17 protein-coding genes are annotated in these 22,711 nt (G+C 72.1%); 10 read left to right on the top strand and 7 right to left on the bottom strand.

Annotation, left to right across the window (positions count from 1 at the left end; all coding sequences use genetic code 11):
- The first annotated feature begins 111 nt into the window (after window positions 1–111).
- Complete coding sequence (gene nrdR, locus ACFRCG_RS14975) at window positions 112–615, top strand: transcriptional regulator NrdR (RefSeq protein ID WP_379995980.1); 504 nt, start codon at window positions 112–114, stop codon at window positions 613–615.
- Between the two features lie 150 nt (window positions 616–765).
- Window positions 766–3,618, top strand: coding sequence for a vitamin B12-dependent ribonucleotide reductase (locus ACFRCG_RS14970; RefSeq protein ID WP_380031611.1), 2,853 nt, complete (start codon window positions 766–768; stop codon window positions 3,616–3,618).
- Between the two features lie 97 nt (window positions 3,619–3,715).
- Here ACFRCG_RS14970 and def read toward each other — a convergent pair whose 3' ends face one another.
- From def to ACFRCG_RS14955, 3 genes are all read right to left on the bottom strand, one after another.
- Window positions 3,716–4,393, bottom strand: a complete 678-nt coding sequence (def, locus tag ACFRCG_RS14965) for a peptide deformylase (RefSeq protein WP_126641577.1) — start codon at window positions 4,391–4,393, stop codon at window positions 3,716–3,718.
- A gap of 56 nt (window positions 4,394–4,449) precedes the next feature.
- The gene (locus ACFRCG_RS14960; RefSeq protein WP_380031609.1) at window positions 4,450–6,069 is read right to left on the bottom strand and encodes a hypothetical protein; all 1,620 of its coding nucleotides are present in this window, start codon (window positions 6,067–6,069) and stop codon (window positions 4,450–4,452) included.
- A gap of 156 nt (window positions 6,070–6,225) precedes the next feature.
- A complete protein-coding gene (locus ACFRCG_RS14955; RefSeq protein WP_380031607.1) occupies window positions 6,226–6,771 on the bottom strand; it encodes a hypothetical protein in 546 nt (181 codons plus the stop codon).
- Between the two features lie 289 nt (window positions 6,772–7,060).
- On the opposite strand from ACFRCG_RS14955, the gene ACFRCG_RS14950 reads away from it, so the two are divergent.
- On the top strand, window positions 7,061–7,654 hold the full coding sequence (locus tag ACFRCG_RS14950; protein WP_379995990.1) for a TIGR00730 family Rossman fold protein: 594 nt from the start codon (window positions 7,061–7,063) through the stop codon (window positions 7,652–7,654).
- A 48-nt stretch (window positions 7,655–7,702) separates the two neighbouring features.
- Here the strand turns inward: ACFRCG_RS14950 and ACFRCG_RS14945 are convergent, their stop codons facing one another.
- Both ACFRCG_RS14945 and ACFRCG_RS14940 read right to left on the bottom strand, forming a co-directional pair.
- Entirely contained in the window at window positions 7,703–9,325 is a 1,623-nt protein-coding gene (locus tag ACFRCG_RS14945) for a hypothetical protein (protein ID WP_380031605.1), read from the bottom strand.
- A 188-nt stretch (window positions 9,326–9,513) separates the two neighbouring features.
- Window positions 9,514–10,920, bottom strand: coding sequence for an MFS transporter (locus ACFRCG_RS14940; RefSeq protein ID WP_380031603.1), 1,407 nt, complete (start codon window positions 10,918–10,920; stop codon window positions 9,514–9,516).
- A 120-nt stretch (window positions 10,921–11,040) separates the two neighbouring features.
- Between ACFRCG_RS14940 and ACFRCG_RS14935 the strand changes: the two genes are divergently transcribed.
- The 7 genes from ACFRCG_RS14935 to ACFRCG_RS14905 all read left to right on the top strand — a co-directional run bounded on the left by ACFRCG_RS14935 (window position 11,041) and on the right by ACFRCG_RS14905 (window position 19,497).
- Window positions 11,041–11,565: a winged helix-turn-helix transcriptional regulator gene (locus tag ACFRCG_RS14935; RefSeq protein ID WP_380031601.1), complete on the top strand. Its 525-nt coding sequence runs from the start codon at window positions 11,041–11,043 to the stop codon at window positions 11,563–11,565.
- A 350-nt stretch (window positions 11,566–11,915) separates the two neighbouring features.
- Complete coding sequence (locus ACFRCG_RS14930; protein WP_380031599.1) at window positions 11,916–13,406, top strand: hypothetical protein; 1,491 nt, start codon at window positions 11,916–11,918, stop codon at window positions 13,404–13,406.
- 330 nt (window positions 13,407–13,736) lie between these two features.
- Window positions 13,737–14,417, top strand: a complete 681-nt coding sequence (locus ACFRCG_RS14925) for a ribonuclease HII (protein ID WP_380031753.1) — start codon at window positions 13,737–13,739, stop codon at window positions 14,415–14,417.
- A gap of 92 nt (window positions 14,418–14,509) precedes the next feature.
- On the top strand, window positions 14,510–15,415 hold the full coding sequence (locus ACFRCG_RS14920) for a DUF2510 domain-containing protein (RefSeq protein ID WP_380031597.1): 906 nt from the start codon (window positions 14,510–14,512) through the stop codon (window positions 15,413–15,415).
- A gap of 164 nt (window positions 15,416–15,579) precedes the next feature.
- Window positions 15,580–18,195 carry a TerD family protein gene (locus tag ACFRCG_RS14915; protein ID WP_380031595.1) on the top strand — a complete coding sequence of 872 codons (2,616 nt, stop codon included), beginning with the start codon at window positions 15,580–15,582 and terminating at the stop codon, window positions 18,193–18,195.
- A gap of 282 nt (window positions 18,196–18,477) precedes the next feature.
- Complete coding sequence (locus tag ACFRCG_RS14910; protein WP_380031592.1) at window positions 18,478–19,032, top strand: hypothetical protein; 555 nt, start codon at window positions 18,478–18,480, stop codon at window positions 19,030–19,032.
- 96 nt (window positions 19,033–19,128) lie between these two features.
- Window positions 19,129–19,497, top strand: coding sequence for a hypothetical protein (locus tag ACFRCG_RS14905; protein WP_126641566.1), 369 nt, complete (start codon window positions 19,129–19,131; stop codon window positions 19,495–19,497).
- 15 nt (window positions 19,498–19,512) lie between these two features.
- Here the strand turns inward: ACFRCG_RS14905 and ACFRCG_RS14900 are convergent, their stop codons facing one another.
- Both ACFRCG_RS14900 and ACFRCG_RS14895 read right to left on the bottom strand, forming a co-directional pair.
- Window positions 19,513–20,175 carry a hypothetical protein gene (locus ACFRCG_RS14900; protein ID WP_380031589.1) on the bottom strand — a complete coding sequence of 221 codons (663 nt, stop codon included), beginning with the start codon at window positions 20,173–20,175 and terminating at the stop codon, window positions 19,513–19,515.
- A gap of 242 nt (window positions 20,176–20,417) precedes the next feature.
- A complete protein-coding gene (locus ACFRCG_RS14895; protein ID WP_380031587.1) occupies window positions 20,418–22,637 on the bottom strand; it encodes a RecQ family ATP-dependent DNA helicase in 2,220 nt (739 codons plus the stop codon).
- Between the last annotated feature and the right edge of the window lie 74 nt (window positions 22,638–22,711).

Genomic DNA, 22,711 nt, shown 5'->3' with positions numbered 1-22,711 from the left:
GCGAGGGCGCGGCAACCCGCGGCACCACCTGGGCACGTTTCGCCGCTCCGCGCGCGACGCGCACGAGCACCACGCAGGACCTGCGTCTGAACGAGGGGGAGAGGGAACGGCATGCACTGCCCCTTCTGTCGGCGAGCGGACAGCCGCGTCGTGGACAGCCGGACCACCGACGACGGGGCCGCCATCCGGCGCCGCCGTTCGTGCCCCGACTGCGGACGACGCTTCACCACGATCGAGACCGCCTCGCTCACGGTGATCAAGCGCAGCGGCGTCACCGAGCCCTTCAGCCGGGACAAGGTCATCGCCGGTGTGCGCAAGGCGTGCCAGGGCCGCCCGGTCACCGGTGACGCGCTGGCCCTGCTCGGCCAGCGGGTCGAGGAGGCGGTGCGGGCCACTGGGTGCGCCGAGTTGACCACCCACGACGTGGGCCTGACCATATTGGGCCCGCTCCGTGAGCTCGACGAGGTCGCCTACCTGCGGTTCGCGTCCGTGTACCGGGCCTTCGAGTCCCTGGAGGACTTCGAGGCCGAGGTCGCGCTGCTGCGCGCCGGTCGCGCGGAGTCGATCGGGCCCGAGGTGCCCGCGAACGCGGCGGACGCTCCCGCCGCGGACTGAGCGCGGGTCACCCATGCGCGGGTCATTCACATTTTCATTCGGTAGTACACGTCGGTAGCACAGGAACGACGGACCACCCGACCGGTCATCCGGGTCCTCCCATCGGGATGCCCCGGCCTGCCCACGGCGTTGTTCAAAAGAGGAGACGGCATGACAGAGACGACGAGCGGCTCAGCACGCGGTGCCGGTCGGTCACGACCCGGCAAGGGCCTGCGGATCGAGCGCGTCTACACGACCCCCGGCGTCCACCCGTACGACGAGGTGGTCTGGGAGCGTCGTGACGTCGTCATGACCAACTGGCGCGACGGCTCGATCAACTTCGAACAGCGCGGCGTCGAGTTCCCCGACTCCTGGTCGGTGAACGCGGTCAACATCGTCACGAGCAAGTACTTCCGCGGTGCGGTGGGCACGCCGCAGCGCGAGTGGAGCCTGAAGCAGCTGATCGACCGGGTCGTGAAGACCTACCGCAAGTCGGGCGAGGAGAACGGCTACTTCGCCGGCCCCGCCGACGCGGAGATCTTCGAGCACGAGTTGGCGTACGCCCTCCTGCACCAGATCTTCAGCTTCAACTCGCCGGTCTGGTTCAACGTCGGCACCGCGCAGAAGCAGCAGGTCAGCGCGTGCTTCATCCTGTCGGTCGACGACTCGATGGACTCGATCCTGGACTGGTACAAGGAAGAGGGCCTGATCTTCAAGGGCGGCTCGGGCGCCGGCCTGAACCTGTCCCGGATCCGCTCCAGCAAGGAACTGCTCACCTCGGGCGGCAACGCCTCGGGTCCGGTCTCCTTCATGCGCGGCGCCGACGCCTCCGCCGGAACGATCAAGTCGGGCGGCGCCACCCGCCGCGCGGCCAAGATGGTCGTGCTCGACGTCGACCACCCCGACATCGAGGACTTCATCGACACCAAGGTCAAGGAGGAGGAGAAGATCCGCGCGCTGCGCGACGCGGGCTTCGACATGGACCTCGGTGGCGCCGACATCGCGTCGGTGCAGTACCAGAACGCGAACAACTCGGTCCGGGTCTCGGACGAGTTCATGAACGCCGTCGAGCAGGGCAAGGAGTTCGGGCTGCGCGCCCGGCTCACCGGCGACGTGCTGGAGACGGTCGACGCCAAGTCGCTGTTCCGGCGCATGGCCGAGGCCGCGTGGGCCTGCGCCGACCCCGGCATCCAGTACGACGACGAGATCAACAAGTGGCACACGTGCCCCGAGTCGGGTCGGATCACCGCGTCCAACCCGTGCTCGGAGTACATGCACCTGGACAACTCGTCCTGCAACCTCGCCTCGCTGAACCTGATGAAGTTCCTGCGCGAGGACGACACCTTCGACGCGGTCAACTTCGCCAAGGTCGTCGAGCTGGTCATCACCGCGATGGACATCTCGATCTGCTTCGCCGACTTCCCGACCGAGAAGATCGGCGAGACCACCCGCGCGTTCCGCCAGCTGGGCATCGGCTACGCCAACCTCGGCGCGCTGCTGATGGCCACTGGCCACGCGTACGACAGCGACGGCGGCCGGGCGCTGGCCGGTGCGATCACCTCGCTGATGACCGGCACCGCGTACAAGCGCTCCGCCGAACTGGCCGCGATCGTCGGCGCGTACGACGGCTACGCCCGCAACGCCGAGCCGCACAAGCGGGTGATGCGCCAGCACGCCGACGCCAACGACGCCGGCAAGCGCATGGACGACCTGGACACCCCCGTGTGGGACCTGGCCACCAAGGCGTGGAAGGACGTCGTCAAGCTCGGCGACAAGCACGGCTTCCGCAACGCGCAGGCCTCGGTGCTGGCTCCCACCGGCACGATCGGCCTGATGATGGACTGCGACACCACCGGTGTCGAGCCCGACCTCGCGCTGGTGAAGTTCAAGAAGCTGGTCGGCGGCGGCTCGATGCAGATCGTCAACGGCACGGTCGCCCGAGCGCTGACCCGGCTCGGCTACCAGCCGGAGCAGGTCGAGGCGATCGTCGAGCACATCGCCGAGCACGGCCACGTGGTGGACGCGCCCGGCCTGAAGACCGAGCACTACGAGGTGTTCGACTGCGCGATGGGCGAGCGCACCATCTCGCCGATGGGCCACGTGCGGATGATGGCGGCGATCCAGCCGTGGATCTCCGGCGCGATCTCCAAGACGGTCAACATGTCCGAGGACGCCACCGTGGAGGAGATCGAGGAGATCTACTTCCAGGGCTGGAAGCTGGGCATCAAGGCGCTGGCGATCTACCGCGACAACTGCAAGGTCGGCCAGCCGCTCTCGGCGGGCAAGGGCGAGAACAAGGGCAAGGCCGACGACGGCAAGTCGACCGCGGCCACCGTGGTGGAGAAGGTCGTCGAGTACCGCCCGGTCCGCAAGCGCCTGCCCAAGGGCCGGCCCGGCATCACCACCTCCTTCTCGGTGGGCGGCGCCGAGGGCTACATGACCGCCAACTCCTACCCGGACGACGGCCTCGGCGAGGTCTTCCTGAAGATGTCCAAGCAGGGCTCGACCCTCGCGGGCATGATGGACGCCTTCTCGATCGCGGTCTCGGTGGGCCTCCAGTACGGCGTGCCGCTGGAGACCTACGTCTCCAAGTTCACCAACATGCGGTTCGAGCCGGCCGGTCTGACCGACGACCCGGACGTGCGGATGGCCCAGTCGATCGTCGACTACATCTTCCGCCGCCTGGCACTGGACCACCTGCCGTTCGAGACCCGCTCGGCGCTCGGCATCCACTCGGCCGCGGAGCGCACCCGGCACCTGGAGACCGGTTCCTACGAGCCGGACGAGCCGGCCGCCGCGGAGGACATGCGCACCCTCGCGCAGTCCGCGCCGACCGATGCCGCGCCCAAGGCCCCGGACCTGAAGCCGGTGCCGGCCGCGGTGCACTCCTCCACCGAGCTGCTGGAGGCCCGCCAGGGCCGCAGCGCGGACGCCCCGCTGTGCTTCTCCTGCGGGATCAAGATGCGCCCGGCGGGCAGCTGCTACGTCTGCGAGGGCTGCGGCTCGACCAGCGGGTGCAGCTGACCGCGAGAGCGGTGCCTCGGGGTGAGGTGAACGCCTGAAAGGGGCGGGGAACCGGTACCGGTTCCCCGCCCCTTTCGGTGTTTCCCGCTCTCAAGCGTCAGCCCGCGAGCTGCTTGGCCTTCGCGTCGCGCTTGGCGAACACCTCGTCGCGCATCGACTCCATCTCCTTGAGCACGTTCTTGCGCTCGCGCTTGGAGAGCCGGTCGATGTACAGGTAGCCGTTGAGGTGGTCGGTCTCGTGCTGGAGGCAGCGGGCGAAGTAGCCCTCGCCCTCGATCACCAGCGGGTTGCCGTCCTTGTCCACCCCCCGCGCGATGGCGCGGTCGGGACGGGCCAGGTCCTCGTGCGGACCCGGGACGGACAGGCAGCCCTCGCCCGCCTCCTCCAGGTGCCGCTCGGTCGCGGGCAGTTCGTCCAGGACCGGGTTGAGGATGTGGCCGACGTGCCGGTGGCCGTCCTCGTCCACGCAGTCGTAGACGAACAGCCGGATGCCGACGTCGACCTGGTTCGCGGCCAGGCCCACGCCGTCGGCGACGTACATGGTCAGGAACATGTCGTCGATCAGCGTGTTCAGCTCGTCCGTGCCGAACTCGGTGATCTCGGCGCAGGGCCGGTGCAGGACTTCCTCTCCGACCACGGTGACGCGCAGGACCTTGCCGCGCGCGGCCTCGGGCGCCATGGCGGGGTACGAGTCCACCGGGCGGCCCATCACAAAGATCCGGCCCTTTTCGTGATCGTGGTGATCGTGGCTGGAGTGGTCGTGGTGCTCGGCCATCGGTCTGCTTTACCTTTCCACCAGGGCATGAACCCGAATTACCCTACCCGCCCCGGTCAGGGCAGGACGGCCGACGCCTTCGCCGTGATGGTGACCTCGCCGGGTTCGGTGACGGTCACCTCGGTCCAGCCGTCCTCGGTCTCGCCGATGCTCGTATTGGGCTTGTTCGCGACGAACCAGCTGGTCCGGTGGATCCGTACGGTGAACGTGCCCGCCTGCTGGGCGAGCAGGGTGAAGCCGCTCGGGGTGATGTCGACCAGCTGCCCGGGGCCGTCCAGGAGCGGAACCGGGTCGGCCACCTCCCAGATCACCCAGTGCGGGTCGGACCACACCGGCACCAGCCAGTCGGCGCCCGCGCGCAGGATCTCCGCCTCGCGCTTGGCCGACGGGTCCAGCGGGACGTCGGGCAGCGCGATGAAGCGCACCCCGGTCTCGCGCACCCACGCGTGGTATTGCGCCTCGTCCAGGCCGGGGCCGTACAGCACCGAGTTGTGCGCGCGGTCGAGTTGGCGCTCCCAGCCGCGGGCGAGCGGCATGTGCTCGGCGACGTAGACGGTCTCCCAGTGGCCGCGGGTGAACGGGATCTCGATCCGGCCCACCGGCAGATTGGCCCGCTCCAGGAAGTCGAGCATCCCGGTGTAGTAGGCGGAGTTCTTGCCGGTGCTGTCCTGGTTGTTGAAGGCGACCGCCTTGCCGGCGGAGGAGAACTGCCAGGCGAGCAGCGGTACGGCGAGCAGGATCACCAGGCGACGGCGGCCCAGCGAGAGCAGCACCACGGCCATCAGCGGGCCGGCGCACAACTCGCCGAGCCGGGCCACGTTGCCGCCCACGGCGCTGGGGATCAGGTACAGCACGGTGGAGGAGAGCGCGTACAACCACAGGAAGCGGCGCGCGCTGACCTCGGTGCGCGGCACCAGGGCCAGGCCCACGCCCGCGAAGCCCAGGATCGCGGCGAACCGCCACAGCGGGAAGGCGAAGTCGCCGCCTCCGGGGAAGACGAGCGACATCACCAGGCCGAGCACGGCCGGGGACAGGCTGAACCGGGTCGCCCACACCCGCTCGGAGGGCACCCACGCCAGCGCGATCATCAACAGGAACGCCGCGGCCAGCGGGCTGGCCAGGCCGCAGAAGCCGGCCGCCACCGCCGCCCACGCCCGATGCCCGGTCCGTGCCGCCAGGATCGCCATCAGGCCGGCGGCCACGCCGAGCACGAACGGGGTGCGGCCGATCAGGTATTCGATGCTGACGATGACCGCGAACCAGCAACTGCCGACCCGGCGGGCCAGGTCACCGCGTCCCAGGCGCAACCGGGAGAACGCCCACGCGGCGACGACGCAGGAGATCGCGGTGAGCAGGCGCGTGCCGATGCCGCCGGCCAGGACCGGGGTGATCACGCTGTAGCCGGGCAGCAGGTGCCCGCCGTACCACTGGTTGTTCCACAACACCGCGCCGTGGTCGCGCACCAGCCAGGCGCGGAAGATCTGGGCCGGCCAGTCGGCGCCGTTGATGCCGAGCACGGTCAGCAGGCCGACCAGGGCCAGAGTGATCACGTACGGGTGCTCGGTGATCCCGATCAGCACCGTGCGCGCGTGTCGGCGCCACGTACGGCGGGCGGTGCCGCCCGCGCCCGATGTGGGCTCCCCCAGGGGTATGCGGCCGTCCAGAGCATGTGTCATGACGGCCTCAGTTTTTCACGCCGGGGCCGATGGGGTGCAGGTGGGCATGGAGGCAGGACGCCGGATTGTCCGATGTATGACGGGCCATGACGCAATGTCCATCGAGGAATCACCGGTTTGCCGCGAAAAAATCCTTCGTTCGGATGAATCGGTGGTTCAGACCACGGGGCCGTTCGGGGGGGCGGTGGGGTCATCCTCAGGGGGTGGTTCGGGCGGGTTGGGCAGCCCCGCGCGGGCGCGCAGGTCGCGCGGGTCGCGCGGACCCTCGATACGGCGGATGACGGACAACGCGGCGGTGTGGAACGCCTCCAGGAACGCCTGCGCGGTGGACGCCGGCCATTCGGCGCGTTGGACCGCGTGCATGTTGTGGTCGGTGTCGCACCAGCACGCCACCTCGACGGTGGCGGTGACGCTGACGAAGGGCCCGTCCAGCTGCCAGACGTCCAGCCCCAGTTCCAGCCAGTCCCCGTCGGCCTCGTACAGGAGCAGCGCGGTGCCCAGGATGTGCGGCGACGGCTCGGGCTCGGGTTCCGGGCTCAGCGGGTCGGGCTCGTTCCAGAACCAGCGCGCGGGGTCGTCGAGGGAGCGGCGCAGATCGAGCGCTCTCGCGGCGGCGACCAGGCGTTCACGGCCATGGTCGTCCAGATCGGGAAACAGCCGCTCGAACGGGATGTCCGAGGCAGGGCGCTCGGTGGCGGGCACGCGGGCATTCTGCCGTGGCGAGGGGTCTTCCCGTCAACGTCGGGTTCGGTGACAGCCACCGACGATGGCCGAATTTGCCCTTCTATGCCGGGACTGTGCCGCCACCATGGCGGGTGAGAGGCGATTCATCGACTCGATTCGCCATCGATTCGGCACCGACTCGATGACGCTCGACCACGTCGCTCCGGACGGGACCGCCGCCCGCGGACGTGACCGGATTCGGCAGAATTCGATCGGCGTATTTTTCTGCGCACACCACCACGGTGGTCTTCGACGAGGGGAGCCCGTCATGCGGGTAGCGGTGTTCGCGGGGTCGGCGTCGGGCGTCTCGCCCCGGTTCCGGGAGGCGGCGACCGAACTCGGCCGCGGGCTCGCGGAGGCGGGTGTCGGGATCGTCTACGGCGGTGGACACGTGGGTCTGATGGGCGCGGTCGCCGACGCCTGCCTCGCGGCGGGCGGCGAGGTGATCGGCGTGATGCCGCGCTCGCTGGTGGATCGCGAGATCGCCCACCGCGGCCTGACCGATCTTCAGGTCACCGAGACGATGCACGAGCGCAAGGCGGCGATGGCGGCCCAGGCGGACGCCTTCGTCGCGCTGCCCGGCGGTGCGGGCACGCTGGAGGAGTTGTTCGAGGTCTGGACCTGGCAGCACCTGGCCATCCACACCAAGCCGGTCGCGGTCCTGGAGGTGGACGGCTTTTGGCGTCCGCTGCTCGACGCGCTGGACACGATGACCGCCAACGGCTTCCTCAAGCCGGACCTGCGCTCGACGCTGCTGGTGGCGCGGGGCGCCGCGAGCCTGTTGGCCGAGGTCAAGGCGTGGCAGCCCCGAGCACCCAAGTGGGCCGGCGGTCTGGACCCGGACGCGCCGCCGGCGCCCTGAGCGGGCCGGGGGTGGGTCGTGGACCCGCCCCCGCTCACCCGGCGCGGGTCAGGGTTTGTTGCCCTTGCCCTTGAAGAGTTTGGCGTCGCGCGCGGACACCGTGACCGGTCCGGGGCGGTCGACGGTGATCTCGCTCCACTCGTCCTTGGTCGCCTTGATCACGATCTCGGGCCGGTCGGCGGTCACCCAGAACGTCGGGTGGATCTTCACCACGAACGTGCCCGCGGAGTGCGCGTTGAAGGAGAACCGGCTGGGCGTCAATTCGGTCAGCTCGCCCGGCCCCTCGACGATCGGGCTCGGGTTCTCCACCTCCCAGATCTGCCAGCGCCCGTCCTTTTCCGTGTAGACCGGCTTGAGCCACGGGATGCCCTTGCGGATCAGCTCGGCCTCGGGAATCGCCGACGGATCGATCGGGATGTCGGGCAGGGCCACGAAGCGCACGCCCGTGTCGTCGATCCAGTCGCGATACTCCTCGACGGTCAGGTCCTTCTGGTAGAGCACCGCGTTGTAGTTGCGGTCCAACTGCCGCTCCCAGCCGCGCGCCAGCGGCATCTTCTCGGCGACGAAGACCGACTCCCAGTGCCCGCGCGTGAACGGGATCTCCACCCGGCCCAGCGGGTGGGTGTTGTTCTTCTGGAGGAAGTCGAGCATGCCCGCGTAGTACTGCGGCTTCTCGCCCGGCGAGTCCTTGATGTCGTGCGTGATGGCCAGTGCGGCGGATTGGAACTGCCAGACCAGCAGCGGCAGGGTCAGCAGCACCACCAGCCGGCGCCGGCCGGCCGAGAGCAGGACCACCGCCATCAGCGGCCCGGACGTCAGCTCGCCCAGCCGGGCCAGGTTGCCGCCGAGCGAGGTCGGCACGAAGAAGAAGATCACCGCGGTGGCGGCGTACAACCACAGGAAGCGCCGGGCGCTCTCGAGCTCCTTGGGCAGTATCGCCAGGCCGACCGCGGCGAAGGCCAGGATCGGCAGGAACCGCCACCACGGGAACGGGAACATGCCCTCGTTCGGGAACGCGAGCGCGGCGACCAGGCCGAGCGCGGCCGGGGCGAAGCACAGCCGGGTCGGCCAGACCCGCTCCCGGGGCACCCACGCCAGCGCGACCAGCATCAGGAACGCGCCGGAGAGCGGGCTGGACAGGCCGCACAGCAGCGCGGCGAAGCCGGCCCACAGGGGGTGCCTGCGGCGCGCGGCCAGTATCGCGAGCATGCCCGCCGCGACGCCGAGCGCGAACGGGGTACGGCCGATCAGGTAGTCGACGCTGCACATCACCGCGAACCAGCAGCTGCCCACCTGGCGGGCGAAGTCGTTGGCGCCGACCCGGAGCTTGTCCCAGGCCCACGCCGAGGTGACGCAGGACAGCGCGGTGAGGGTGGCGGTGCCGATCTTGGAGGCGATCACCGGCGCGAGGATGCTGTAGCCCGGGAGCAGGTGGCCGCCGTACCACTGGTTGTTCCACAGGTAGGTGCCGTGGTCGCGGATCAGCCAGGTGCGGAAGTATTGCGCCGGCCAGTCGGGGCCGTTCACCCCGGTGACGATGATCAGGCCGATCAGACCCGCGGTTATCAGGTACGGGCGCTCGATGATCGCGTTGGCGAGTGCCCGGAAACGACGGCGACCCGCCGGCGCTGCGGGTCGATCCGTCGTCGGTGTCTGCACATCGCTCGTCACATGACCCGAGTTTTCCAGACGTGGGGCTTGGCGTCGCCGGCGGGTGTCCGACATGGGTAGTTTTGTGGGTTTATTCGCTTTGATGCCGAGGGTATTTCCGCGGGTGGTGCTGTGGTGCTCTGGTGCGGTTGTGCGGTTGTGCCGTCGCGGCGCTGCCTGCTGTTGCCCGGCCGGTGCGGGCTGCCGGTCTACGCCCGCTGTTCGGCGCGCCGGAGGCCGAGTACGACGAGGGCGCCGAGCAGGGACGCGGCGGCCGCCATCAGGATGGCCAGGTCCATGCCGCCCGCGTCGACGAGGGCGACCACGAGCGCGGCGCCGATCGACGCGCCGGTGTAGCGGGCGGTGCTGTTGGCGCCGGAGCCCATGCTCGCGCGGTCGGCGGGCACGCTCTCCACCCCGAGGCGGGCCAGCGCGGTGTTGACGAGGCCGACCCCGAAGCCGCCGACCAGCAGGCCCGGTACGGCCCGGAGCCAGGAGTCGGCGGGGCCGATCCCGTACAGGCCCAGGAAGCCGACGGCGGAGACGAGCAGACCGGCGGCGAAGCGGTGTGCGGGGTCGGGCAGTACGTGCACCCGGCCGACGACGAAAGAGGTGATCGCGGCCATGGCCGACCACAGGCCGAGCAGGAGCGCGGAATCCAGGGCGCTCAGGCCGAGGGTGCCCTGGAACACGGTGGCCAGGTAGGCGGCGATGGCGATCACCGCGATGCCGGCGATCAGCGCACCGAACGTGGCGGCCAGGAACGCGGGCCGGGCGAACATGCGCGGATCCAGCATCGGCGCCCGGCCGCGCAGCGCGGTCGCGGCGTAGCCGGCCAGCAGGAGCACGGCCGCCACGAGCAGCGCGTCGACCACCGGGCGCTGCCACCCCTGGCGTCCCTCGATCAGCGCGGCGGTGAGCGCGATCAGGCCCGGGCCCAGGGTGAGCGTGCCCCACACGTCCGGCCGGCGCGGGTGCTCGGCGCGCGACTCGGGCATGCCGCGAGCGACGACGGCCAGGCCGAGCGCGGCCAGGGCGGTGAACCAGTAGGGCGCGGACCGGTGCAGTTGCACCAGGGCGGCGCCGGTCGGCGGTCCGAGCACCATGCCCACGCCGATCGAGGAGCCGTAGGCGGCCATCGCCCGCCCGCGTGCGGCGCCCCGGTGGTTGTGCGCGAGCAGGCCGAGCCCGGCGGACATGATCGCCGCGCCGGCGACGCCCTGGAGGGCGCGGCCGACCACGTACAGCGGCAGCGACGGGGCCGACGCGGTGAGCGCGGAGGACAGCGCCAGGCCGAGCGCGCCGGCCGTGAACACCCGGCGGCGGCCGAGGTCGTCGGCGAGGCTGCCGGTGATCAGCAGGGCGGCGGACAGGCCCAGGCCGATGGCACTGAGGATCCAGGCCGGGCCGCTCGAACCGGCGTGCAGGTCGCGGACGGTGTCCGGAACGATCGCCATCGGCATCGTGTAGGTCGCCAGGAGCAGCAGCGTGCCCAGCGCCACCACCGGCACGGTGCGGTCGGCGCCGGGTCTGTCGAGGGCGGACTCGGACGTGGCGGGCGTTGCGGATGTCGTGCGCGTGGCGGTGGATGCGGTGATGGATGCGGTGATGGACATGGTTGTGCTCCCCGGATTGCGACTCGTGGCGCATAGGTTCGGTGAATGAACCGACGGCGCTAGTGCAACGTAGCATCCGTTGGTTCGATGAATGAACCGACTCGGGGTTAAAGTGCTCGCATGGCTTTGGGCAAGGACTACGGACAGCAGGACTGCGCGCTCGCCCGCACGCTGGAACTCGTCGGCGAGCGCTGGACGCTGTTGATCGTCCGCGACGCCTTCTACGGCGTGCGTCGCTACAGCGACTTCCTCGGACACCTCGACATCCCGCGCGCGGTGCTCTCCGCCCGGTTGCAGACGCTGGTCGACGCGGGCGTGCTGGATCGGCGCCGCTATCAGGAGTCCCCGCCGCGCGACGAGTACGTGCTCACCGAGCGTGGCATCGACCTGTGGCCGATCATCCGGGCGATGGCCCGCTGGGGCGAGCGGCACGTGCAGAACGGGGTGCCCTGCCGGATCTACCGGCACGAGGGCTGCGGCGGGACGGTCGACCCGTACGGGGCTTGCGCGGCGTGCGGGGCGACGGTCGGGCCGGCGGAGACCGAGGTGGCGCCGGGGCCGGGGGCGAACCTGATGCGCCGGGACGATCCGGTCAGCCGGGCGATGCGGCAGCCGCATCGGTTGCTGGAGCCGCTGTTGCCCTGAGGGTTGCCGGGGGGCAACGGGGCGCTTGGTGGGTCGGCGGGCAATGGGGCGCTTGGTGGGTCGGGGTGGTGGTGGAGTGGTTTCTCCTCCGCTTCGCTCCGTCGGGGGCGGAAGGGGGCGGGGCGTTGCCGCTGCGCGGCGCCTGGTGGTTCCGGCTTCGCTGCGCTTCGCCGGTGGTGGAGGGAGTTCGGCTTCGCTGCGCTGCGCCGGGTGGTGGAGAGAGTTCGGCTCCGCTGCGCTGCGCCGGTGGTGGAGGGAGTTCGGCTGCGGATGGCTGCGGATCCCGCGCGGGGTGTGGGCCAGGCTCTAGGGTCGTCCTCGAACGGGTGAATATTCCTCGAGGGGGATCGATGGGCGCACGGACGGGCCTACGCGCACTCGCCGGGGTGCTGCTCCTGGGCGTGCTCTACGTCGTGCTCGCGCTGCCGCTCCTGGTCGTGGCCTTCGCCACGGGCGCGATCGTCGATCACGGGCGGTTCTTCACCTCGGGCGCGGCGGTGTTGTGGGGGCTGGGCGTGGTTGCGGTCGTTGCACTGCTGCTCGAACTTGCCGGCCCGCGCCGGCTGCCGGTCGGACTCGCCGTCGACGCGGTGGCGCAGCCGGTGTTGTGGGAGCTGGTCGAGGACGTGGCCGTTGACCTGCGGGTGCCGGTCCCGGACGGGATCGTGCTGACCGGCGGTGCGGGGTGCGAACTGCGGGTGGTGCGCCGGCCCGGGACGCTGTTGCACCGACACCTGGTCCTCGGCGGCACGCTGCCCTACGTGATGACCGGCCGCCGGCTGCGGGTGGTGATCGCGCACGCGCTGGGCCACTCGCGCCGCCGCCGACCCCCGCTGGTGGACCGCATCGCCTGCCACGGTGTGGACGCGGTGGTGGGGCTGGCCGACGCGTTCGTCGGACGGGGTGCGTCGGCCCGGATCGCGGCCGGCTACGCGGCGCTGTACCGGCGGGTGTGCGCGCCGGTGGTGGGCTTCGAGGAGCGGGCCGCCGATCGGGCCGCCGCGCGCGCGTACGGCACCGAGGCGGTCGTGGACGCGCTGACCGAACTGGCTCTGGCGCGGGCGGATTGGCGGCGGTTCCGGGACGAACTGCTGGTGCCGGGGATGGTTGCCGGGTGCGTACCGCGCGACCCGATCGCCGGCTTCCGGGCGTTTCGGGCGGAGCGGGACGAGGCCGGGAGCGAGCCGGAGCCGGCCCTGGTGACCCGGATCGAACGGCTGCGGGCGCGGCCGACGGACGGGCGGGGCACACCCGGCGGTACGGATCTGGTGGGTGGTGCGTCGGCTGAACCGAGGTTGTTGGCGCATGTGCACCCGTACCTGCTGGCCACCGACGACGACGGGCACCTCGGGCGGCGCGGGTTCGCGCCGCTGGACGGCCTGGTGAAGTTGTCCGACGAGGCGTTCCTGGGGCACCTGCTCGGATTCGGGCGGGCCCGTCGGGCGGCGGCGCTCGGGATGTCGGCGCGGCGGGCGGGCGTGGAGTATCCGGTCACCCTCGGCGGGGTGCTCGGTCTGCTCGTGGAGGGGCGGGGCGACGAACTGGTCGCCCGGCACGGCGAGGACACCGCCGAGGCGCTGGCCGCGCTGCTGGAGTGCGCGTGGGTCGAGTCGGGGCGGGGCCGGATCCGGCCCTGTTGGGCCGGTACGGGCACCGTCACCGACCACGACGGCGTCGAACTGGACCTGGCCGCGGCGGCCGAGGCCGCGTTGGCGGGCGCGGCCGGGGCACGGGCGCTGCGCGACCGGTTGCGGGCGGCGGGGGTGTCGACCTACTTCGAGCCCAAGCCGCCGCTTTCGATCGCGGACGGCGAGCGCGAGACGGTGGTCGGCCACCGCTGACGGGTGACCTACGGTGGAGGCGTGAAGCAGCCCAGCGCCGAACCGACGAACACCCCGGCGGACACCGCGGCAACGGCCCCGGAGCCGAGCACCGAAACCGCGCCGCACACCCGGGCGCGCAGCGCCCCGGGGTCAACGGCGGGCACGAAGGCCGCTGCCGGGCCGGTCGCCGGCAAGAAGGCCGCTGCCAAGAAGGTCGTCGCCAAGAAGGTCGCGGGCAAGACGATCGCGGTCGAGAAGCCGGCCGGGAAGTCGATCACCGGCAAGAAGGCGGCCGGCAAGAAGGCTGCTGGTAAGAAGGTCGTCGGGCCGCGTAAGGGCGGTGGGCGGATCGCGGCGCCGACCTACGACGTCGAGCGGGAGTTGATCGCTCGGGGCGCACGTGTGGTGGCGGGCGTGGATGAGGTCGGGCGTGGTGCGTGGGCCGGGCCCGTGGTGGTCGCCGCGGCGATCACCGACCTGTCCGTACCGCCCGCCGGGCTCACCGACTCGAAGCTGCTCACCGCGCGGCGTCGCGAGGAGGTGGCCGCCGCGGTCGATCCGTGGGTGCGGGCGTACGCGTTCGGTGCGGCCGAGCCGGAGGAGATCGACACGCTCGGCATGACCGCCGCGTTGCGGCTGGCCGCGGTGCGCGCGTTGGGCGCGCTGCCGATCCGCCCCGACACGATCGTGCTGGACGGCAAGCACGACTTCCTCGGCGCGCCGTGGGCTGTGCGCTGTGTGATCAAGGGCGACCAGTCGTGCGTCAGCGTCGCGGCGGCCTCGGTGCTCGCGAAGGTGCATCGCGACGCGTTGATGGCCGGGCTCGGCGAGAAGTATCCCGAGTACGGCTTCGCGGGCAACGCCGGATATCCGGCCCCGGTGCACCGCGCCGCGTTGGCCGAATTCGGCCCCACGCCCCACCACCGGATGTCGTGGGCGTACTGGGACGACCTGCCCGCGTGGCGGCATCTGAAGCGACCGCGCGTGGAGCCGGCCGTCGACGGGCAACTCGGCCTCGACCTGGGCTGATCGGGGCCCGCCGGTGGGGTTCGCGTCTCCGAACGGTCACGTTTGCCGGGTGGCGCTCGTGTCGGGCCGGGGCCGGTTGTACCGTCACGCGGGTGACTGCCTCGATTCCTCCCGGCTGGTACGAAGATCCGTCCGCTCCCGGCTCCGAGCGATGGTGGGACGGAGCGCAGTGGACCGCCTCGACCCGGGCCCGCGCGCAGGGCGAGATCCCGCCGCCGCCGAGCAGCGCCCCGCCCGGTCCGCCGCACGCCGGCTACCCCCAGGGGGGATACCCCGGCGGCTATCAGCCGATCGGGCCGCCCCCCGGCGCCGCCCGGCCCGGTCGCGGCAAGGCGATCGCACTGAGCGCGCTGGCGCTGGTCGTGGTGGGCGGACTGATCGCCGCGCTGATCGTGCTCCTGGGCGGGGACGACGACGGCGGCACGACGGTGGCCACGGACGGCACGCTCACCGACCCCACCACCGGGCTGACCGTACCCAGGTTCAAGGACTGGATCGTCCCCGACCCCGACTCCCCGGCGGACCAGGCGGTGGAGGGCCCCTGCCCGAGCAGGTCGGCGTCGCGCAGCGGCGGATCCGACGTCGAGACCCGGTTCCAGGCGGAGCGCAAGTGCTACGTGGCGGGGGTGACGCTGACCACCCGCAAGGCCGACTCCATGGCCGCGCTGGTCGCCGATCTGAAGAAGGACGTGAGCGGCGGCGACAAGGGCAAGGTCAAGTTGGAGAGCCTGGAACTGGACAAGGCGATCACGGTGGACGGCCACCCGGGCTACGTCCTGCGCGGCCGGGTCTCGGGCAAGCCCGAGGACCTGGGCACGAACGCGGACTCCGCCTGGGCGCAGGCGGTGGTGATCGACGAGAAGAACGAGCGCGGCAGGTACCCGTGTGTGCTGTTCAAGTTGGCGATCACCGCCGGGGCTCCGGACAAGGCGACGCTCGACACCGTCCTGAAGGGCATCCGGGTCGGCAAGCCGCAGCCCTCGGCGAGCACGTCCTGATCGTGTGTCATATCTGATGACTCGTCACCAGCGGTACGGTTACGACCGATCGGTCGCGCCGTACCCCGCACCGGTCGTGAGCGCGTACGGTGGACGCGCGCCGCAGGTCGGGCTTGCCGGGGTGCGACCGAAGGAGGCCGCACCGGGCACATCATCATTGGGGGGTGACTGTGCGCATCGGTGATCGCCTCGCATGCCCCGGCTACTCGGTGGTGGCCGTGGAGACGACGGGTTTGTCCCCACATCGACATCGCATCATCGAGATCGCGGTCGCGCAATGCGATCTCGACGGACGTGTGACCGAGTTCTTCACGACCCTGCTCGATCCGCAGGGTCCCGCCGGCGACTTCCAGGCCCACGGGCTCTTCGACGACGACGTGGTCAACGCCCCGACCTTCGCCGAGGTCGCGCCGTGGCTGACCAACCTGTTCCGACAGCGGGTCGTGGTCGCGCACAACGCGCGCTTCGACATCGGCTTCGTCGAGCGCGAGTTCCAGCGCCGGGGCAGGCCGACCGTGCCGCCGCTGACCACCGTATGCACCATGCGCGAGGCGCCGCACCACCTGCCGGAGGCGCCCAGGTTCACCCTGCTCGCCTGCTGCGAGGCGGCCGGGGTGCCGGTGGACGGCGGACACGGCGCGGCGGCCAAGGCGATGGGTACGGCGCGCCTGTTGGAGCACTACCTGAGTCGCGGCGCGGGCGAGGCCCGGCACTGGCAGCAGGCTCGGACCGTGGCCGCCTCGCTCAACTGGCCGCGGCGCAGCGCCGATCCGTCGCGCGTGTTCACCCGCGACGACGCGCACACCGCCCGGCGCGCCCGCGAGGAGGCCGAGCAGGTGCGCCGCCGGGACGCGGTGTCGTACCTGGAGAAGGCCCGCGCGTACGGGCCGCCGACCGGCGTGGGGGAGGGGCCCGACAGCTACCTGGCGGTGCTCGACGCGGCCCTGGAGGACCGGGTGATCACCCCGCAGGAGGCGATCGACCTCGCCGAACTCGCGGTGTCCCTGGGCATCTCCGAGGAGCAGCGCAAGGACCTGGACCGGTTGTACGTGACCGCGCTGGCCGCCTCGATGGTAGCCGCCGGGCCGATCGACCGGGAGGAACGGGCCGATCTGACCCGGGTGGCGGCGCAGTTGGGCATTCCGCGCACCGCGCTCGACGAGATCGTCGGGATGGCCCGCTCCACCGTCGAGGAGGGGCGCGGCGGGCCGCGCATCCTGGCGCGGGGGCGGCCGCTCGAGTCGGGTCTGAACGTGCTGTTCCACGGCTATCTCGCGGTCACCCGGGGCGAGTTGGAGCGTCGCATGGCCCGGGCGGACCTGTCCGTGGCGTCCGGCATCCACGACCGGGTGGACGTGCTCGTGGTCGCCGATCCGGACGAGTCCGCGGACCGCACCTACTGGGCCCGGCAGCGCGGCATCAGGGTGTTGATCGAGCCGGTGTTCCTGGCCCTGCTCGCCGACTTGGAGCGCGGGCGCAGCAGCGCGGCCGACGCGGCCTCCCAGGTGGCCGCCGCGTCGTTGGCGCTCGCCGTGCCGGGGATGCCGCGCACCACCAGCGGCTTCCTGCTGCCCCGGCCCAGCGCGTCGGTGACGGCCGGGGCCGAATCGTTCACGCCGGGGCCGTACCGACCCTACGACACCCCGGTGGACGGTTCGGACGTGCTGCCCGCGGTGGCGGAGCCGACCGAGGCGTTCGAGGCGACGGAGGCGTTCGGGCCGGACGCGTCGGCGGCGCCGACGGAGGCGTTCGACGTCACCGAGGCGCAGTCCGCGTCGGGCGCGCCGATGTCCGGGGCCGGGTCCGCCACCACGCCGGCGCCGGTGCCGGGGGCCGGGGCGACGCTGCCGAGCATTCCGCCGCCGCCGACCGCGGCCGATCTGCCGGTCGCGGCCGGGTCGTCGGCCGCCGAGGTGTTGGAGGCGACCGTCCCGGACGTGTTGCCGCCGCCGCCCGAGGTGCCGCCGGTGCCGGACGCGGGGCCGAGCACGCCGCCGCCCGTGCCGGGACCGCAGACGCCGCCGCCGCAGGTGCCGCCGGGCGCGGGAACGCGCACGCCGCCGCGGCCGACGGTGCCGGTGCCGCCCGTGCCGGTGCCGTCCGGGCCGGTCCCGTCGGTGCCGCCGAAGCCCGAACACCCGGCGTCGGGCGAGGTGTCGGCGGAGTCGGCGGACGCGGGTCCGGCGCCGACCGTGCCGCCGCGGCCGGCGGTCGCGCCGCCGCGCGGGCTGACGCGGGGGCAGGCGGTCACGATCGAGGATCTGGGCCCGTTCGCGGGCACGGTGCGGATCGAGGCCGCGTGGTGGGCGCCGGCGCAGGTGGACGGCGACACGGTGGCCCTCGTCCTCGACGACGATCGGCGGGTGGCCGACGACGGCGACCTGGTGTTCTTCAACCAGCCGGTACACGCCAGCGGGGCGGTGCGGTTGGCCGGCAAACTCCAGACCGGGACCACCAACGACGTGGAACCGGGCTCGGATTCGGTCGAGATCGACGTCACCACCCTGCCCGCCGGCCGCAGTCGGGTCGTCGTCGCGCTCGCGTTGGACGCGACGAGTGGCACCACCTTCGCCCAGGTGCCGGTGACCGTCGGTATCGTCGACCCCGTGACCTGCCGTCGACTCGCCGAATTCCGGTTGAGCGGAGGCGACGAGACCGTCATGATCCTGGCCGAGGTCTATCGGCGCGGCGACTCCTGGCGCCTGCGGGCGGTCGGTCAGGGCTACGCGGAGGGGCTGGCAGCTTTGGTGATCGAGCACGGGGTGGTGGTGGACGATTGATCCGGCCGAGCTGACGGGGCATCGTAGTATGCGCCGTCGTACGCCCGGGCCACACCCCAGGAGCACCCTGGGTGGGCACGCCCCGCGCGGCTTTGATAGGACTGCCACCATGCCGCGTGTGTTCTCCGGGGAACGGGACTCCACCGATCCCTCCCCGCGTCTCCTCACCGCCGGGCATCCCGGTACCGCCACGAACGAACCGAGCCTTCCCCAGACATGACTGTGAATCCGGTGACTGCCGAAAACACCGCGGACACGACGTCCGCAGCAAAGACCCCGTCCGTGCCGCGTCCCTCCGGCGCGGTGCCCAAGCCCGGACCGCGCCCGAAGCCGAGCCCGCCCAAGCCCGCCGTGCCGCGGCAGGCGAGCGCGGCGGCCAAGCCCGGTCCGGCCAAGCCCGGTCCCCCGAAGCCGGGTGCGGCCAAGCCCGGCCCCGACCTGTCCGCCTCGCCGACGCCGCGCGTGACGCTGATCCCCGCCGGCGCCGACGACGTCTTCGACGTCGCCGACGACGCCGTGGACGCGCTCCTGGAGGCCGGTACCGAGCCCGGCGCGATCCTGGTGCTGACCACGGGTGGGCCGCACCCGTGGCAGCAGCACGAGGAGACGTTCGGCGCCGCGCAGTACTGGCGCCAGTACGACGAGGGCAAGGACGTGTTCTACGCGTCGCTGCCGGCCTCGCGTCCGCTGCGGCGGGCCGCGGTCGTCGTCGTGGTCAACGGTTTCGCCGAGGGCGCCGACGCGGGTCGGATCCTGACCTCGGCGCTCACGGCCGGGGCGTCGGTCACGGTCTGCGGCGACGTGGAGCGGGTGCGCGCGCTCACCGGCGTCGCGTAACACGTCGTAGCACGTAGGGGGCCCGGCCGTATCCGGTCCGACCGAACTCGGGCCCCCTGCCCCGCGGATCGCCAAGGTCGGCTACGGTTCGTTGCCATGTCGGAATCGCCGTCGATCGCGCAGCTCCTTGACCGGTTCCTCAGCGACCAGGAGGACCGGCTGAAAATCCAGCAGTACCGGGCCTGTAGCACCGTCATCGACATGTTGTCGGGCTATCTCAACCGGTACGCCTACACAACCCTGATCGGGGAAGAACGCCAGGAATGGGACCGCGCCTTCTCGGCCGGTGACGACCGGGCGTTCTGCAACGTGTTCGGGGTACGCAAGTTGATCTCCGGGATCAAGCCGTTCCACGCGCAACATCTGCGCATGCGGCTGCAGAGTCCGGAGCTTGTTCAGGACCACGCGTTGACGGTCACGACCGATCTGGTCGACTGGCTCGCCGAGCGTGGTCTCACCGCCTGATCACACACGTGTCCATCAGGACGCGGAGGGTCGTACCAGGGGAGTGGGCCCCGTCTCCGGCAGGTAGCGCACCTGCGGCAGTTCCGTCGCGGGGAGGGCCGGGGCGATGCCCGCTGCCCTGATCGGCGTTTTGGCGCCGGGGCCGCGGTCGCGGCCCGGGGGCAGCGCGGGGGTACGTCCGCGACGGCCGTCGGCGACCAGTTGCCAGCCGTCCTCCGCGACGATCGCGAAGGCGCCGCAGCGCAGACCGTGCAGGACGCACGCGTCGTGCAGCCCCCACATCCAGCGGCCGTCGTCCGCCGCCCAGTCGCGCCCGCCCTCGCGATGCAGCGCCAACACCGTGGTGTGCGTGGGGGTGCCCCGGCGCAGGTCGTCGGGGACGATCAGGCGCAGGTTCGCCAGGATCAGATTGCGGCAGCGCCAGCCGTCGGTGCGGCCCTCGCCGAAGCCGAAGGACGCGCTGGCGACCGGTCGTTCGGAGCGATCCAAAACCGCGACCACCGCCGTGCGGGCCACCGGCCGATGCAGATCGTGCAGCCGTTTGAGCAGTGCTCGCGGATCGCGCAGCAGGGGAATCCGGCGCGCGCGCCAGGACTCCGGGTCCAACCAGCGGGAAGGACTGGCCGGGGGCGTGCCGGTGTGGGCCGGCGCCGGGGACGCGGTTGCGGCGATGTGCACGGTCCTCCTTCCGTCCATGGCGGACAGCGGCGCGCTCCGACTACGGGCGGCTCGCGGCGGAGCGGCGCCGACGGGGCCCGCACGGGAAAGTGAAGAGAACGCCTTGTCGATTCTTGCGTGACGCCGACGAACTCGGCAACACGTACCGGTGATCATTCGCTACGTCCGCGTGACGGCGCGGCGACCGGCCGGGGCGGGGCGGGCGATCGGCCGGCGTGGGGCGGACGGCCGAACGGGGCGGGTCACCCCTCCATCACGAGCACCAGGGGCAACACCTGGACGGCGCCGGCGCGACGCAGCAGGCGGGCCGCCACGGTCAGCGTCCACCCCGTGTCGGTGCGGTCGTCGACCAGCAGGACCGGGGCGCCGAGGGCGGCCACCCGCTCGGCGACGTCGGGCGGCAGCACGAACGCGTCGGCGACCGTGCGCAGCCGCTGGGCGCTGTTGCTGCGCGGGGCGGGGCCGCCGGCTCCCGGCGCGTATTCCACCCGGCCCAGCCAGGGCAGCCGGCCGACCTCGGCCAACCGCTCGCCGAGGCTGTCGATCAGCGTGCCGCGCGTGTGCGAGGCGATGGTGACCACGCCGCCCGGTCGCCGCTGCCAGCCCCATCCGGCCAGGACCTCGACGACGGCGGCGAACACGGCGTCGGGGACGGGGCCGTCCGGCGCGCCGGGGGCCAGGATCGGGCGCAGCCGGTTGCCCCAGCCGATGTCGGAGGAGCGGCCCAGGGCCCGACCCGCGGCGGCCTGTTCCCCGTCGGGGATGCGGCCCTTGAACGCGACCCCGGTGACCGCCATGCCGGTGGGCCACATCCGGCGCGCCTCCACCTCCACGCCCGGCCGGCCCAGCGCGGCGCGGGCCGCGTCGCGCGAGGCGGGATCCACCCGCGTGTCGTGGCGCGGCCCGGCGCACGTGTCGCAGCGCCCGCACGGGGCGGCGCCCGGGTCGTCCAGGCACCGGCGCAGGAACTGCATCCGGCAGGTGCCGTCGGCCTGGTAGTCGCGCATGGACTGCTGCTCGTGCTCGCGCGCGGCGGCCACGCGCGCGTAGCGCTCGGCGTCGTAGGCCCAGGGCCGACCGGTGGTGATCCAGCCGCCGCGCACCCGCTTGACCGCGCCGTCGACGTCGAGCACCTTGAGCATCAGCTCCAGGCGGTTGCGGCGCAGCTCCACGAGGGGCTCGAGGGCCTGGGTGGACAGCGGGCGCCCGGCTCCCTCCAGCGCGGCCAGGGTGCGCTCGACCTGCTCGCGGGCGGGGAAGCCGAGCGAGCCGAAGTAGCGCCAGATCGCCTCGTCCTCGCGGCCGGGCAGCAGCAGCACGTCGGCCCGCTCCACCGCGCGCCCGGCCCGGCCGATCTGCTGGTAGTAGGCGATCGGCGACTGCGGGGCGCCCAGGTGTACGACGAAGCCCAGGTCGCCCTTGTCGAAGCCCATGCCCAGGGCCGAGGTGGCCACCAGCGCCTTGACCCGGTTGGCCAGCAGGTCGGCCTCGGCGACCCGCCGCTCGGCGTCCTCGGTGCGGCCCGAGTAGGAGGCGACCGCGTGGCCGCGCGAGCGCAGGAACGCGGTGACCTCCTCGGCGGCCGCGACGGTCAGCGTGTAGACGATCCCCGAGCCCGGCAGCTCGGGCAGGTGCGTGTCGAGCCAGGCCAGCCGCTCGACCGGATCGGGCAGCCGCAACACGCCCAGCGACAGGCTCTCCCGATCGAGCGCGCCGCGCAGGACCAACGCGTCGCCGGTCGGGTCCAGTTGCTCGGCCACGTCGGTGCTCACCCGGGCATTGGCGGTGGCGGTGGTGGCCAGGACCGGAACGCCCGCCGGCAACTCCTCCAGGAGGGTGCGCAGGCGACGGTAGTCGGGCCGGAAGTCGTGCCCCCAGTCGGAGACGCAGTGCGCCTCGTCCACCACGAGCAGCCCCGTCGTGGCGGCCAACTTCGGCAACACGGTGTCCCGAAAGTCGGGATTGTTGAGCCGCTCCGGGCTGACCAGAAGCACATCCACCGTGCCGTCGGCAACCTCCGCCTGTACCGCGTCCCAATCGTCGACGTTGGCCGAGTTGATGGTGCGGGCCCGGATCCCGGCACGAGCGGCGGCGTCGACCTGATTGCGCATCAGCGCCAACAACGGCGAAACGATCACGGTGGGCCCCGCCCCACGAGCACGCAGCAGCGCGGTGGCCACGAAGTACACCGCCGACTTGCCCCACCCGGTGCGCTGCACCACCAGAACCCGCCGATGCCGCGCGACCAGGGCCTCCACGGCTCGCCACTGGTCCTCCCGCAGCCGAGCCGCACCCCCCACCAACTCCCGCAACACGGCATCGGCACGATCCCGCAACCCGGCCCCCGGGGCGGACCCGGAGCCGGACCGGGCGGGAGTGGTGGCGGCTGGTTCGGTGGCGCCCGGCTCGGTATCGCTGGAGCCGGTATCGCTCGGGCCGGTGCCGGCGTCGTCCTGTTTCATGCCCCCTTTGTAACCCCACGCCCCGACGGAGAGGAGAGCCGGTGCACGCTTTTGTGCAGAAACGTGTCGCCTGC

Source organism: Embleya sp. NPDC056575 (assembly GCF_042793325.1).
Taxonomy (GTDB): domain Bacteria; phylum Actinomycetota; class Actinomycetes; order Streptomycetales; family Streptomycetaceae; genus Embleya.
Note: the sequence above shows the minus strand (reverse complement) of the source record. Positions and strands in the feature narration are given on the sequence as shown.

Coding starts and splice junctions, on each gene's coding strand:
- ACFRCG_RS14950 (WP_379995990.1), top strand. CDS start 7,061: ATGCGGGTAGCGGTGTTCGCGGGGTCGGCGTCGGGCGTCTCGCCCCGG.
- nrdR (WP_379995980.1), top strand. CDS start 112: ATGCACTGCCCCTTCTGTCGGCGAGCGGACAGCCGCGTCGTGGACAGC.
- ACFRCG_RS14930 (WP_380031599.1), top strand. CDS start 11,916: ATGGGCGCACGGACGGGCCTACGCGCACTCGCCGGGGTGCTGCTCCTG.
- ACFRCG_RS14940 (WP_380031603.1), bottom strand. CDS start 10,920: ATGTCCATCACCGCATCCATCACCGCATCCACCGCCACGCGCACGACA.
- ACFRCG_RS14970 (WP_380031611.1), top strand. CDS start 766: ATGACAGAGACGACGAGCGGCTCAGCACGCGGTGCCGGTCGGTCACGA.
- ACFRCG_RS14895 (WP_380031587.1), bottom strand. CDS start 22,637: ATGAAACAGGACGACGCCGGCACCGGCCCGAGCGATACCGGCTCCAGC.
- ACFRCG_RS14960 (WP_380031609.1), bottom strand. CDS start 6,069: ATGACACATGCTCTGGACGGCCGCATACCCCTGGGGGAGCCCACATCG.
- def (WP_126641577.1), bottom strand. CDS start 4,393: ATGGCCGAGCACCACGACCACTCCAGCCACGATCACCACGATCACGAA.
- ACFRCG_RS14905 (WP_126641566.1), top strand. CDS start 19,129: ATGTCGGAATCGCCGTCGATCGCGCAGCTCCTTGACCGGTTCCTCAGC.
- ACFRCG_RS14935 (WP_380031601.1), top strand. CDS start 11,041: ATGGCTTTGGGCAAGGACTACGGACAGCAGGACTGCGCGCTCGCCCGC.